The 14,239-nt window shown below is 47.8% G+C and carries 13 protein-coding genes; 4 read left to right on the forward strand and 9 right to left on the reverse strand.

The genetic code is table 11. The features are described 5' to 3' along the window. Positions 1-99: 99 nt before the first annotated feature. Together T458_RS38800 and T458_RS38805 are read left to right on the forward strand one after the other, a co-directional pair. Positions 100-660, forward strand: coding sequence for an RNA polymerase sigma factor (locus T458_RS38800; RefSeq protein WP_031305642.1), 561 nt, complete (start codon positions 100-102; stop codon positions 658-660). Beyond that, a complete protein-coding gene (locus T458_RS38805) occupies positions 641-2,341 on the forward strand; it encodes a DUF4179 domain-containing protein (RefSeq protein WP_023556438.1) in 1,701 nt (566 codons plus the stop codon). The genes T458_RS38800 and T458_RS38805 overlap by 20 nt, the downstream gene beginning before the upstream one ends. A gap of 135 nt (positions 2,342-2,476) precedes the next feature. On the opposite strand, the gene T458_RS38810 is transcribed toward T458_RS38805, so the two are convergent. From T458_RS38810 to T458_RS38845, 8 genes are all read right to left on the reverse strand, one after another. Next, positions 2,477-3,865: an L-cystine transporter gene (locus T458_RS38810; RefSeq protein ID WP_023556439.1), complete on the reverse strand. Its 1,389-nt coding sequence runs from the start codon at positions 3,863-3,865 to the stop codon at positions 2,477-2,479. Positions 3,866-4,018: 153 nt separating this feature from the next. Beyond that, positions 4,019-4,963, reverse strand: a complete 945-nt coding sequence (locus T458_RS38815; protein ID WP_252989801.1) for a hypothetical protein — start codon at positions 4,961-4,963, stop codon at positions 4,019-4,021. A 100-nt stretch (positions 4,964-5,063) separates the two neighbouring features. Then, the gene (locus T458_RS38820) at positions 5,064-5,603 is read right to left on the reverse strand and encodes an RNA polymerase sigma factor (RefSeq protein ID WP_023556441.1); all 540 of its coding nucleotides are present in this window, start codon (positions 5,601-5,603) and stop codon (positions 5,064-5,066) included. Positions 5,604-5,655: 52 nt separating this feature from the next. Continuing rightward, the gene (locus tag T458_RS38825) at positions 5,656-7,092 is read right to left on the reverse strand and encodes a sensor histidine kinase (RefSeq protein ID WP_023556442.1); all 1,437 of its coding nucleotides are present in this window, start codon (positions 7,090-7,092) and stop codon (positions 5,656-5,658) included. A gap of 5 nt (positions 7,093-7,097) precedes the next feature. Beyond that, positions 7,098-7,799: a response regulator transcription factor gene (locus T458_RS38830; protein ID WP_023556443.1), complete on the reverse strand. Its 702-nt coding sequence runs from the start codon at positions 7,797-7,799 to the stop codon at positions 7,098-7,100. Positions 7,800-7,856: 57 nt separating this feature from the next. Beyond that, entirely contained in the window at positions 7,857-8,915 is a 1,059-nt protein-coding gene (locus T458_RS38835) for a DUF418 domain-containing protein (protein WP_023556444.1), read from the reverse strand. Positions 8,916-9,062: 147 nt separating this feature from the next. After that, positions 9,063-9,482, reverse strand: a complete 420-nt coding sequence (locus T458_RS38840; protein WP_023556445.1) for an NUDIX domain-containing protein — start codon at positions 9,480-9,482, stop codon at positions 9,063-9,065. 14 nt (positions 9,483-9,496) lie between these two features. Next, positions 9,497-9,811 carry a hypothetical protein gene (locus T458_RS38845; RefSeq protein WP_144083829.1) on the reverse strand — a complete coding sequence of 105 codons (315 nt, stop codon included), beginning with the start codon at positions 9,809-9,811 and terminating at the stop codon, positions 9,497-9,499. A gap of 409 nt (positions 9,812-10,220) precedes the next feature. Between T458_RS38845 and T458_RS38850 the strand changes: the two genes are divergently transcribed. Together T458_RS38850 and T458_RS38855 are read left to right on the forward strand one after the other, a co-directional pair. Then, positions 10,221-11,078 carry an EAL domain-containing protein gene (locus T458_RS38850; protein ID WP_023556447.1) on the forward strand — a complete coding sequence of 286 codons (858 nt, stop codon included), beginning with the start codon at positions 10,221-10,223 and terminating at the stop codon, positions 11,076-11,078. Between the two features lie 42 nt (positions 11,079-11,120). Then, on the forward strand, positions 11,121-12,059 hold the full coding sequence (locus T458_RS38855) for a GGDEF domain-containing protein (protein WP_023556448.1): 939 nt from the start codon (positions 11,121-11,123) through the stop codon (positions 12,057-12,059). A gap of 102 nt (positions 12,060-12,161) precedes the next feature. On the opposite strand, the gene T458_RS0128705 is transcribed toward T458_RS38855, so the two are convergent. Then, complete coding sequence (locus tag T458_RS0128705) at positions 12,162-14,225, reverse strand: 5'-nucleotidase C-terminal domain-containing protein (protein WP_023556449.1); 2,064 nt, start codon at positions 14,223-14,225, stop codon at positions 12,162-12,164. Between the last annotated feature and the right edge of the window lie 14 nt (positions 14,226-14,239).

Consider the following 14,239-nt stretch of genomic DNA (forward strand, 5'->3'; position numbering starts at 1 on the left):
ATGTGAAAGGAAATGGAAAAATATCCGTTTTACTTGATGAACATGGTCAAAAAGGCAATCGCTGCGCAGCAAGCCTTTTGCATGGGAGGTAGAGAAAACATGCAGGACGATAACGAGCTCGTTCGCCTGGTGCTAGGAGGAAACCAGCAAGCCTATGCACGACTTGTCGACAAGTATAAAGGGAGAATATTTGCCCACCTCTACCGGATGATTGGTCAGAGGCAGGATGCTCAAGATTTGGCCCAGGAGGTTTTTACAAAAGCGTATTTCAAGCTGGATACATTTCATCTGGACGGCAATTTTTCAGCCTGGCTCTATCGGGTAGCTGCCAACCACTGTCTGGATGAGCTAAGACGGAGAAAGCAGACCGTCAAAACGCTTGGCGAAGAAGTCGAACTGATCGATGCAAAGACACCAGAGGACGAACTTTTGCAAAAAGAACAGCAGCAATTGCTTCTCCGCCAGATGAAAGGCCTGGAAGAGGAATATCGGTCGGTGCTTGTCCTTCGGTACATCGACCAGCTCAGTTACAAAGAAATCAGTAAGGCGCTGGAGCTGCCCACGACGACTGTCCAGATGAGGCTCCATCGAGCGAGAAAAAAGCTGCGAGAAGGCTTGGAAAAAGGGGGGGCTTCCATATATGAAATGCCACAAATCTGACCAGTTGAAGCCGTATTTCGACGGGAAGCTCTCTTCGCTGGAATCAGCAGAGCTGGAACAGCATGTCGATTCATGCATCTCTTGCCAAGAAGAACTGGTTCGCCTCATGGAAGGGACTCCTGACGCGGAAGAATGGCTGGCAGAAGAGCTGCTCGCTCCTCATTTTACGGAGCTGGTCATGGGGGATATTGCGCGGCAAGCGAAAAGCATGAACAGGAAAAATACATGGAGGAAAAGGAGCCTTGATATCATGAAGAAAACAGCGATTGCCGTAGCAGGGCTTGCGGCTGCCGTTACATTCGGGACGATGGTATCACCTACGTTTGCCAATTACGTAAACAGTTTATTCCATACCATAAATCAAGCGGACGGCGGCATGAAAAACGCGGCGGTCGAAGGCTACGTCCAGGAAGTCAACAAGAAGGTGTCAGACAAAGGGATCACCGTAACAGTCAAGGAAGTGTTGGCCGATCCGACGCGAATTGCCCTGATCTTGGAGATCGTCGACCAGGACGGGAAGAAATTGGATTACAAAGCTGGGGAGTATGAAACGAGCTTTACGCTTACCGACAAGGACGGGAAGGACCTGAATCCCGAGGGAGATGGCTGGGCACGGAAGAAATACGGAGATTACATGCTTGTCAAAAAGGACTTGTACCACCTTTTCACAGGAGCAGAAGAAGTGCCTGATGAGATTACCGTCATCTTCGAGTTCAGTAAAATCATGCAGACGGATGGCTCATGGAAGCTCGAAATTCCCATCGATATGAAAAAGGCAAAAGAAGTGGCGAAAACAGTAGTGATCAATCAGGAGTACACATCACCACAGGGGGTTGTCATCAAGCTGGACAACATCATAACCGTTCCCAGCTCCAGTCTTCTCACCTTACAGACAGATTGGAATGAACAGAGAAACGAGGAGTATAGGAAGCTGATCGAGGAGAAAGGCTGGAACGATGCACCTGATGGTCAAAGGAAGGAAATAGGATTAACTGATGGAGAGCGGATGCAGCACTACTTGACCAGCTACGATCTGGCCTATGAAATTCTTGACGAAAAAGGGAATCTGATCGCAGGTCGGGATGATACCATGTTCCACGCCTTGAATGGCATTAGAAAAAATGGGGTAGAAAACACAAGACAAGGCAAAGGAGATAGCGAAGGCCGTGGAATGGTGTGGTGGGACGGATTCACTCCGTTTACAGGCCATGAAAAGGTGATCTTCAAGCTACACTCCATCTATCTGAATGAACCGGCGTCCTTCGAAGCCAAGATTGCCCTCGATGAATGGAGCAAACAGCCGGTTGTGGTCGAAAACAGTGGAAGCACCTTTACGTTCAGCAAATTCCATTTGAAGAAAAGCGATGAAGAGGAGATGATCGGAGGGTACAAGTGGGACGACAAAGGCGGGATCATCGAGTTTGAAGCGACCCTGCCGAAGGACATCGTGTACATCACCGATTGGAAAGCAAAAGACGAAACGGGTAAGGTATACCGTGTTTCTATGAACAATGGCGACGCTGAGTACACCCGCGGCAAAGACGGACGCGTGCAGATCAAGAGCGCTCTATTCATAGACGGCCTGGAGAGGCAGCCGAAGGAACTGACGATTACCTATGGCATTCAGCAGCATCAGTACCGCGACGGCAATTGGGAGGTTCCCATCCAGCTTGAAAAGTAACGCAGTACTGCCGGGTTGATAAATGACTAGCGAAAACGGGGATGCATCCAGAGTCGTAAAGGACTCGGAGCATCCCCGTTGCTTGTTAGATGTAGAGCTGAACCTGCCTTGGATCAGTCGTGCAGCCGCATGTATTTATGCCGTTACAGATTGCGAGCTCGTTTCATTGTACACATGGGTATCCAGCTCTTTCGTTGCTTTGCTCGTCAGCACGCCTGCCGTCATGCTTCCGCTCACATTCAGAGCAGTACGTCCCATGTCAATCAGCGGCTCTACGGAAATCAGCAAACCGACGATCGCGACTGGCAGATTCATCGTAGACAATACCAGCAGCGCTGCAAAGGTGGCTCCTCCACCTACACCTGCTACCCCAAAAGAACTGAGGGCAACAACCACGATCAGCGTGAGAATAAAGGAAGGCGTCAGCGGATCGATCCCTGCCAGCGGCGCAACCATCACGGCGAGCATGGCCGGGTAAGTCCCCGCGCAACCATTCTGCCCGATGGAGAGACCGAATGAGCCTGCAAAGTTGGCAATTCCCTCAGGAACTCCCAGATCCTGCGTCTGTGTTTTGACATTCAGCGGCAAAGCTCCTGCGCTCGTACGCGATGTAAAGGCGAAGGTGAGGACCGGAAATGCCTTTTTGATATACGTGATCGGATTCAAACCTGCGAAGGCCAACAGCAGCAAATGAACGATGAACATGAGGGCCAGCGCCACATACGAGGCAACGACGAATTTCCCCAGCTGCCAAATCGCATTGTAATCACTGGTTGCTGTCACTCTGGTCATGATCGCCAGTACCCCGTATGGAGTCAGACGCAGAATCAATGTCACAATCCGCATGATCACCGCATGGAAGGTATCCACGATTTTGGCAAACAGCTCGGCTTGCTCCTGATTTTTCTTTCTGATTCCCAAGTAGGCGATTCCGATAAACGCGGCAAAAATGACGACAGCAATGGTAGAGGTCGGACGATCACCCGTCAAGTCCAGGAACGGATTGGCTGGCAAAAGCTCCAGTACCTTTTGCGGCAAAGTCATGTTCTGGATCTCGCCCAGACGCTGCTCCACCTGTCCGATTCGTGCGGTTTCTGCATCACCTTGCTGGAACTGGGCGCCATCCAGATTGAACGCCAGTGTGGAAGCAATCCCGATCGCTGCCGCTACAGCAGTCGTCCCGACCAGCAAGCCGATGATCAGGGTGCTGATTTTTCCGATGTTATGGGATAGTTTCATTTTGGTAAATGCCGCGACGATGGAAATGAAAACGAGCGGCATGACAATCATTTGCAGCAGCTTCACGTATCCTTTTCCAACGACGTTGTACCAATCCAAGGTCGTCTGCAGGATGTCGGATTTTGCTCCATACACAAATTGCAGGATGAGTCCAAACAATATCCCTACGCCTAAACCGACAAACACCCGCTTGGAAAATGAAATGTGTTTCTTCTGCATGGCGTACAATCCTAAAATGATGGCAAGCAAAATAACGATGTTCACAATCGTCCATAAAGTAGACAATCAATTCCCCTCCATTCCACTCGGAATTTACGTTTATAAAATGAGAATATGCTTACTATATTACCGATAATACCTACTGGTCAAGTGCGAAATGCACTTATGAAAAAAAGCCTGAAGATTCGCTCCAGGCTCTTTCCATCGATCCGTATGTTTCTATCTTTCCATGCCGATTGCAGCAATATTCCCGATGCTCAAATCAGCAATATTGATACGTATTGTTGGTTTTCCCTCACTTTTTAGCAAATAGCCTCCCCAATCCCTGCCGCCATAAGCCTGGTACCCCGTAATATCCACACCAAACAGGCTTTGTACCAGCGGCTTGGTCACAGTAACGGCCTCATCTATGGATGATATGCGATAGTGGTCTGTTACATATTTCACCCGATATATCTGGCCCGTTTTTGCCCCCACTTCAACCGAATACTTCTCTTGTTCATTAGAGAACGTCCACACTTCTTCATTCTTGGTTGTTGATTTTTTTACCTGAGTAAAGGCGAAACGATCGTGCTTTGCTAGCACCATCAACGCATTTTTCGCACTGGATACAACCTTTTCGTCCACATCCGCCAGGTTGTAAAAAATGGAGAAGTCGGTTACTTGATTGGTTTTCAGATCGACACGCACGAACTGGTTATCCCCAAACCACAAGGTAAAGGTCGTTTCTCCATCCATTTGGAAAAAATGAGCTTCCTGAAAATCAACCGGTTGATTTGCTTCCTTCATTGCATTCTGTGCAGTCTCTACATACTTTTGATACACTGGCGTCAACTCATCGCTCTTATACGTTGCCGAGACACTTCGCACCTCTGTCGTATTCGGCTTAAAAGTCACAATGGCTTGGCGGTCTGTCGTCCGTACAATCCAATACTCTGTGTCCTGCTCCATCTCGTCAAAAAGAAAATTCTTGTTCATGCCAATTGCTTTGATTGCTTCTTGCGCTGCCGCGAAATATGTTTGCTCTAGTACAGACTCACTGCCTGTTGTTTTTGCTGGAGAAGAGAACGGGTTCATCCAGATAATCGCAAACAACGCAGCACACGTGATCAGTCCGTTGGTCACCCAAGCCAGATGTTTTCTCCGCCTTTTTTGTTTTAGCATACGTCTTCGCTCCTCTCGTATGTTCTCGAGGATTACTTGGCTTCGTTCCCAGGCAAGGCTCTGGTCAGGGAAACTCTGCAATTCTTCTAAGATATTCTGTTTATCTTGAGACGGCATTGCTCATCACCTCCGAAACAGGAACATTCTTATTGTTTTGGACAGCTTTCAGCGCCCTGTGAAACGTGATATTGACTTTTGCTTCGCTCCACCCCAAAACCTCGCCCGTTTCCTTGCTGGACAATCCCTTGATCCCGCGCAGGATCAATACGTCCCTGTAGGATTGTTTCAACTGATTAATCATGTCGTAGATCATCCGGTTGGTCTCACTTAATTCCAAAGACTCTTCGGGGGTTTTATCGTGCGAAACAAGCTGCTGCAGGAATAGATCGGGTAGCCAGTTCATCAATTTTGACCTGCGCTTTTCATCAATGGCCGCATGTCTGGCAATGGCAAACAGCCACGTTTTGGGGTTTTTAACCTCTGTCTTCTCTAGAGCCTTGAGAGCACGAATAAAGGTTTCCTGCACAAGATCGTCAATATCCGTTCGTCCCGTATAATAGACCAGAAAGCGATAAATATCATTGCTGTAAGCGTGAAACCATTGTTCGATACGCACGCCGGCGCCGGCATTGTCGTCCATGTATGTCCCACCTCCTTGACACTGTATAGACGGAGCAGCTTCCGATAATCTTTCATTTTCCCACAAAAAAAAGCATGGGAGATAACAATTGAATCTCAATTGTGGTCCCATGCTTCTCTACACTATGAATGGCAATCTCTCCACCATGTGCCTGAATAATATCATTCGCAATGGCCATTCCAAGGCCGGAACCTTTATGCGCATCTCCTGTGTTGGTTCCGCGATAATAGCGGTCAAAAATTCTGTCCAGCTCTTCCTTTTTAATTCCTTTTCCATTGTCTTGAATCGTGATATGCGTTCGTTCTTTCTTTTCGACGCTTACATCGATTTTTACATCCTTATCGTTGTGAACGATCGCATTGTAAATCAAATTCGTGATCGCTCGCCTGATCAGGATTTCATCCACCTCTGCGGGTACATTCTCTTGTTTTGCATGGAATTCGATTTGTCGATCAGCGTATTCCGGGTCATTCAATATATCGATGACCATATTTCTCATGAGCGCTACCATGTTTACCGTTTTCTTGCGGATGGATAGCTCTTTGTTTTTTAATCGCGTCGATAAATGCAAATCATCGATGACCTCTTTTATATAGAGAGATTTTTTTTCGATTATCCCAGCATATTCCCTGATCTCGTCTATCGTAAACTGATAATCCGGATCCTTGATCATTTCGGAGAAACCTTGGATGGAAGCCAGGGGTGTTTTCAAATCATGGGAAATGTTGGCGATCCATTCCTCTTTTAATTGATCCAGTTTCTTTCTTTCCTTCTCGTTTGCCTGCAGCTGATGGGATAGTTGATTTACATGATCAAAAACATGCTCGTAGATTCCTTGTGGTTTATGCAGATGATGGAATTTTTGGTGTGCCAAGTTTTTGATCCCTTCAATAAGTGTGTACAGGGGCTGTGTCAGACGCTTGCTAAAGAGATAGCCAATCCACAGAGCAACGAGAATATCAATGATGAATATTACGGTTCCGACTTTCGAAATCCGGAAAAAAACCTGGTTGTCATAGGAGATGACGTATCGATTTAAATTCGGGTTCTCGATCCCGATGAAATAGCTGTAGCGTCTGTCTCCGCCATCTTTTTCCCCAATAAAAATGGTCGTATCTGCATTCACTTCCTGATACTTGTACATTTGGATGATATCTGTTGGCGTATATTTTTTCGTTACCCCTTCAGGCACTCGATAGCCCGCTATTTCCCTTCCATTTTCATCCAGTATCTGGATCCATGCATGCTTTGCAAGCAGCTCGTTTTTTCCTTCTTCAGTAATGGTTACACCATCATCTACGATGTGGATCCGATCCTGAAACTCCCTGGTAAATTGCTCGGGAGATGTTTCCTTCTCTAAAATAATCGGGATATCGAAACCTATCTGCACGAGCACCAAAGCGAGCGTGAGGAAAACATTGATCAAAATGACGAGTATGACAACCAAAACAACCGACAGCAAATATTGTCCGGTCAATTTCCATTTCATGGTTCCTAATCCTCTACAGTCAATTTATACCCCAAGCCTTTTACGGTTTTCAAATACGTGGGCGAAGAGGGCTGGTCTTCGATTTTTTCCCGCAATCTTCGAATGTGCACCATGACGGTATTATCAATGCCCGTAAAATCCTCCCCCCAGACCGTATCATACAGCTTTTCCTTACTGATCACTTTATTGACGTTCTGGAGGAAAAACTTCATTACTCCGAGTTCTTTCGGCTTTACATCAATGAGCTGCCCATTCTTTCGCAACTCTGCTTTTTGGGGATCCAATTCAAAAGGACCCGCTTTTAGGATTGGTTCTTCTATGGCGTCAGTCACCGCATAATCGGCTCTGCGCAATTGTGCTTTCACCCGATAAGCCAGTTCTTTAGGGCTGAACGGCTTTGTAATATAGTCATCCCCGCCTATGGCAAAGCCTACTATCTTATCAATCTCCTCCGTTTTGGCCGAAATGAATAAAATGGGTACTTTGGAGATACTCCTCATTTTCTTGCAAACCTCATAGCCCTCTCCATCCGGCAGCATAATGTCCAATAAAACAAGGTCTGGCTTCGTTTCTTGAAATTGCATCCATCCGTCTTCCGCTGTCGTAGACGTCAGGACATGCTCAATTCCTTCTTTGATGAGAACTGTTTGAATGAGCTTTAAAATATCAGCTTCATCGTCTATAATCAAAACTTTTTTGCCAGACATGCAATCTTGCCTCCTCCAATGCTCTATGTGAGAGTATGCATGACCTTTCCCCCATTATCAAGTTTGCAGGGAGTTGGTTTTTTTCGCCTTTTGTTTGCCATAGGTCATAAAGCGCCAGACTTTTTCCAATGGCCCCATCGCAAAGAACTTGAACCAGAGATTGCTGTAGATGATCTGTACGAAAAAAATCAGGCAGGCGATCAACACAACATTGACAGGAGAGACGGTCTCAAGCCCCATGAGCGAGATGATCAGCGATCCTAGAAAGCTTTGCGCCACATAATTGGTAAGAGCCATCTGTCCCACTCTCGCAACGGGTTGGAAAAAGGACCGAATACGTTCATGCTCCATTAGCAAAAACAGGGAGCTTACATAAAACAAGACTGCCGGAATGGTGCTCAAAGAAACGATCAGCTTCACATTTTCTGCTCCACTCTGAGATGCATACCAGATCCAGATGGAAAAGCCCGCGACGATTGGAACCACTCCCATGACGACCGATCTGATCTGCTTTTTCCATTCACTGACTCGCCTGATCAGGTCTGCTTTTGCTACAAGGAAACCGGCCAGAAACATAATGAAGATCAAGGTAGAATCTGCGCCAATGTTGTCCAGCACATTGGAGAAGGAGCTTAATCCCCCAGTGAGTTTGACAATAAGCGCGAGCAAGTATACACCGGTAATCCCCGCGAGCCACCTACTGACTGTCGCGACCCTCGCTCGGTAAAAAGGCAGGAGGAAAAAGCCCAGCAACGCGTAAAATGGCAGGATTGTTCCCCAAAAGAACAGAAAATGAACAATCCCGATGAGCAACATAGCCAGCAAGCGACGGGCAAAGCGCCGCAACGGCTTATCCCCGCGTTTCTCGGCACGTGAGGCGAAGATAGTAAAGCCAACCCCAAACAGGAAAGAGAAAATAGAGAAAAACTTCTTTTCCACGAATATGAGGATCAAGGTGTCGATCACTTCATTGATTCCTGTATAAACAGGAATCTCAGTTCCTTCCATCAGGATGATATAGCCTTTAATATTGATAAACAGGATTCCGAACAGCGCTAGACCTCGAATGATGTCTAATGCAGTGATCCTCTCTTTTTGAGGGATAGATGGGTTCATTTGCTTATGCTCCTTTTTCTTTCGTTTGCTACCTCTGATATGAGGTATTATAGACCCCTGCACCTTACACTGTTTTAATCGCAACCTTAACAAAACCTTAAAAAAACGAAAACAGCAACCCCCCTAGAGAGGTTTGCTGTTTTCGTGTCACTGAATTCTTCGGTTGACCAAATGTTCGATCGCAGGTACCGTGAAGCAAGCTAAATTAGCAGGGAGTTGGTCCATGCGAAACCATTTCAGGTCTGCAATTGCCCCATCTGGCTCCATATTCCGGGCTTCCCCGCTCTTTACGGCTACTTCATAGATGGCTGACACCCAATGTTCCTCATTTTCAGGTCGAATGGTCTGTGCCATACAAAGCAACCCCTTTACCTCAACGTCCAGATTCACCTCTTCTTTAATCTCTCGAATGACGCAATCCTCGAGATTTTCGTAAGGGTCTACCTTGCCTCCGGGAATGCTCCACGTTCCTTTTTCTGGATTCCGGTTTCGCAATACCAATAAAATCTCGTTTTGATCGTTTCTAATCACTGCTCCGACTCCCAACCGGGGAAGTACGCTATTCATCGTTGCAACCTCCTTTATTGAAACTCCCACTCATGCAGGAATCGATTGCTTGCCATTAGATTTTTTACCCTCTCCATGGTAGCAGGACCTTTGGGTGTACCGCCGTTCCGATTCAGCAACATCCATCTCATGCATGCCAACGCTTCGAATACTTCCAGTTCCTCTTGCTGAATGTCGTTTTCCAGGAAATAGGCGGAGCGAAACAAGCGCGCATATCGATCCGAGGCGTATATTTTTATCAGGGTAAGTGACCACGCAAAATCATATCTGGGGTCGCCTAATTGTCCGTTCGTCCAATCAATTACCGTATATCGGCCATGGTTCTCCAAAATGTTTGACTTCAGCTTCAAATCCTTGATCCATTGGATGCGTGGTTATGTTGTCTTCTTGATTGAGCAAACAATCCATCATTTCATTTTTTTCTACCCAATCTACATTTCTTATAGGGCTTCCCAATCAAGCTCTTCCTTTCGTTATATCCATCGATTTGGTTCCTCCTCACACGTTTTAAGCGAACGTTTGTACCCCTTCATTATAATTACGCATCTATTGGATGTCAATTTTTTCCTGTCCGTTACGAGTTGCTGCCGCGACCGTTTCAGAATCCTAACAACGTTTTAACTTGTATTTTACATTCCGTTAACGTTGGTAGTATGACGGAAATGGTACGATTGGACTATAGAGCCGAACCCCACGTAATCCCGGTCTCGATTTCATAGGCACAAAGGATGGGATTCAATGAAAACACCGCTATTACCCGCTTCGGATAAAAGCGGTCTGTATCACTACACGACCTACTTCTATCATGCAACCCAGCAATACCTCCTTTCCTGCAGAAGATACTACGAGCTGCAGAAAATCATTCGCACCCAAACATTGACCACTTTTTTTCAACCGATTTTGAATTTGCAGGAAGGAAGCTGTCTCGGATATGAGGTGCTAAACCGTCCCCCGATTTCTTCTTTGTTTCCCGATACCGAATCTTTCTACGAATTTATCGGCTATACGGATCAGGTTTTTGCGTTTGAATGTTTTTGCCGGGATCTCTCCTTCAAACGCTTGAGTGCGGCCTTGAATGAAGCGGAAAAGCCGAAGGACACAGTGGTGTTCGTCAATATTCACCCGCAGGTGCTGTCTGACTCGAACTATCGGAGCGGAGAAACGATCCAACTGTTGGCACGGTATGGCTTGTCTCCCCAGCAGGTCGTATTCGAGTTGACTGAAAAACAGGCCGTCCATGATTACGTAGCATTTGAACGCATTCTATCCCACTACCGCTCTCAGGGATTTCGCATCGCCATTGACGACGCTGGCTCTGGCTACAACAGCCTCAAGGCAATCGTCAGTCTGAAGCCGGAATTCATCAAGCTCGACAAATCCCTGGTCAGACACATTCACCTCTATCCCAATCAGCAGCATGTCGTGAAATTGCTTCAGGAATTTGCAGCAGACTCCGGCACTTACATCATTGCCGAAGGAATCGAGGAGATGGAAGAAATAGCGTTTCTGCGCGAAGAAGGCATCCAATACGGTCAGGGATACGCAATCAAAAAACCAGCCACGGAATTGGCAGACGTTTCTTTACTGTTTTCGTGATCAAGGTTTCCGTGAATGTTTTGAGGAGAGGAGACAGACGTTTTGTTGACGAAAATCGGCGATATTGCGGAAATGATTCCGACCGTCTCACCCGAGACAACCTGCGGCATAGTCAACAATCTGTTTAAGCATAATCCCAAGCTGGAAGGAATCGCGGTGGTGGGGGAAGACAAAAAGCCTGCGCTGCTGATGAGGACCCGTTTTTATCAGTTGCTTGGCACAGAATACGGCTATAATTTGTATATGGGCCGCCCAGTCACACTCGTGATGAACAGCAGTCCGCTCGTTGTCGATTTCGATGAGCCGATTACGGATGTCAGCATCCGGGCGATGAACCGCGTCGAGGAGGAACTGTACGACGGCATGCTGGTCATTCACGACAGCCGCCTGTACGGGTTCGTCAGCATCCGCCGTGTTCTGCTGGAGGTGGCCAATATCCGGGCGGAAATGGCGATTTTCCTCAATCCGCTCACTGGCCTGCCCGGAAACCGGATCATCGAGGACAGGCTTCAGCAATCGACCCGGTTGAAGGAGTGCAGCGTGCTGTACATCGATCTGGATCATTTCAAGTCATTCAATGACAGCTACGGTTTTAAAAGCGGCGACTCTCTTATTCAAGCGACCGCGGACTTGCTTCGTGAGCAGTTTTCAGGTCATGACACCTTTCTCGGACATATCGGCGGAGACGATTTTATCGCCATATTAAACCACCACAATTATCAGGTGCCTTGCAGCAAGGTCATCGAAGGATTCGAAAAATTGAAACAGGAATTTTACAACACCGAAGACATGACAAACAATTACGTGATCGGTGAGTCGCGCTCCGGCCATTTCGGCCCTATTCCGCTCGTATCGATATCCATCGCGGTAGTGACAAACCGCAACCGCCCTTTTCAGAGCATCGAGCAAATCGTCGAAGAGGCGACTCGAATGAAAAAAATATGCAAATCCCGCCCGGGGAGCGTCACGATCGCCAATTGATCGATGCAGAAAAAACACCTCCAAGCTGCCTCCATATCGTACGACATGGCTGCATTCTCTTGAAGGTGTTTTCATTTGTCTCGGATTAGGGGGACAGTCCCGTTATTCCGCCTTGGGGGCGTTCAAGATGGTAATCCGTCCCTCAAGCTCCGGAGAGATGGTCGGATGCTTTTGCAAATACTCGTAGAAAGCGTCTCGCAAGTAGCTTTTTGTTTTCGAGAGCAGCTTCGTCTCGTCCTTCAGCATCGTGAATTTGTCGCCGCCGCCGGTCAGGAAGTCGTTGGCTACAACCTTGTACATCTTCGTCTTGTCGATCGGCTTGCCGTCGACCGTCACGTCAACGAGACGCGAGCCCGCTTCCTTGGAGGCGTCGAACGTATAGGTCAGTCCGGATACCTGCAAAAACCCGCCGGCTGCGTTCGGATACCAGGAAAGACTGTGCTCCAGAGCGTTCCACACGGTCTGTCCGCTAGCCTCTACCATAACGACGGTGTTGTCAAACGGCAGAGTCGCGTACACTTCCTCAAGCGTGATGTCGCCTGCGTTTATGCTGGCCCTGATACCCCCGCCATTTTGCAAAGCGATGTCCGCTCCCGTCATCTCCCGCAAGCTGTCAGCTACCGCATTGCCTAGGTTCGATTCCTTGAGGCGTACGGTTTGGCGCTCGCCATCCAGGGAGACACTCGTCTTGCCCACGACCTCCTTCATCTTGTCATCCAGTTTCCCGCGATAATCATCGATAATAGCTGCAACTGCTGCATCTTCCTCCAAATTTTCCGTGATGAAAATATGGGCGAAGTTCAAGCCGAGCATCTTGCCGTTCATCATATTCAGGTTGATCTGGTTCAACACCTCGGCGTGTTTGCCGGGAGAAATCAACCACGTCTCTCCAATGATTTGCGGAAACTCGACTACATCCTGTCCGCCGCCGATCTCCACGTCAATCCCGCTTACTTTTGTCGGCAGAATCGGGTTGTCGCCGTGCAAATGCGCCAGCGCTATCACGACATCCGTCTGGTCCTTCACGGCATCCACCGCTTGCTCGGCAGCTTCAAATTCATTTTGAAAGCTGATCCCCTCGACGTTTTTCGGATGTGTGTAGAAATGGCTTTCGTCATCGGTTACACCGATAATCCCGATTTTTACACCGTCGACCTCTTTGATCACATAGGGCTTTAAAAAATCGGGATTCGCTTGATTGTAACGTGTATTCGCCGACAAAAACGGGAAGGTCGCACGCTTGGCATTGCTCTCAAGGACGGTAAACGGAAAGTCGAAGTCATGGTTGCCCAGAACCATCGCATCGTATTTCATCGCGTTCATGACATCGATCGTGGACTTGCCCTCGAACAGATTGCCGATATTGGTATTGTAAGGAGCATCTCCACCGTCGACGAGAAGCGTGTTCGGCTGGATCGCACGCGTGTCGTTAATGATTTTGCTCATATGAGCCAGTCCGCCGATTTCGCGCTTCGCTTCTCCCGGCTTGTAAGGCTCGAGATGGGCATGAATGTCTGAAGTGGCGAATACGGTTATTACCGTAAAGTCCGGGTTTGCGATCAGCTTGGCCAGTATGTCCGCTGCTTCTTCTCTCGTGATCAGTTCCTCGCTCTTTGCATCTTCTTTCGTAGCGATGCCAAGCTCGAGCGCCTTATCCGAGAGATTCACATTTTGCTCGACGCCATAGACCGTACGGACGATCATCTCGATCCATTTGGATTTGGATATGGCCTGATTCGGCATGTACAAATCGCCGTTCATATCGTCTGCGCGAATTTTCAGTACGCCTTCGATATATTCGGAGCCCCAGTGATGTTGAATATCGCTTGCTGACGGCATCGTGAACGACTCGTCAATAACCCCCAGCGGATCTTCGTAACGGAACGATTTCTTAAGGCTCGGGTTATCAGCCGGCTGAGAATGAATGCGCGGCAGCTTAAAAGCGCGAACCAGCATGGCGGCCGCTTCGGCCTTGGTTATATTCCGCTGCGGATGGAACTTGTCGTTGGAGACTACTATCCCCTTCTCGTGCAGGAACCGGATCGCTTCTTGATAGGGGGATGCCTGAATATCTTGAAATACGTTTGCAGGTGCAGCGTATACGGATGCGCCCAACGATACAGTGAGCGCCAATCCAGCAATACTGCCGACTAGTTTCTTTTTCATGGTAATCACAGCAG

This window comes from Brevibacillus panacihumi W25, from assembly GCF_000503775.1.
In the GTDB taxonomy this organism is placed as follows: domain Bacteria; phylum Bacillota; class Bacilli; order Brevibacillales; family Brevibacillaceae; genus Brevibacillus; species Brevibacillus panacihumi_A.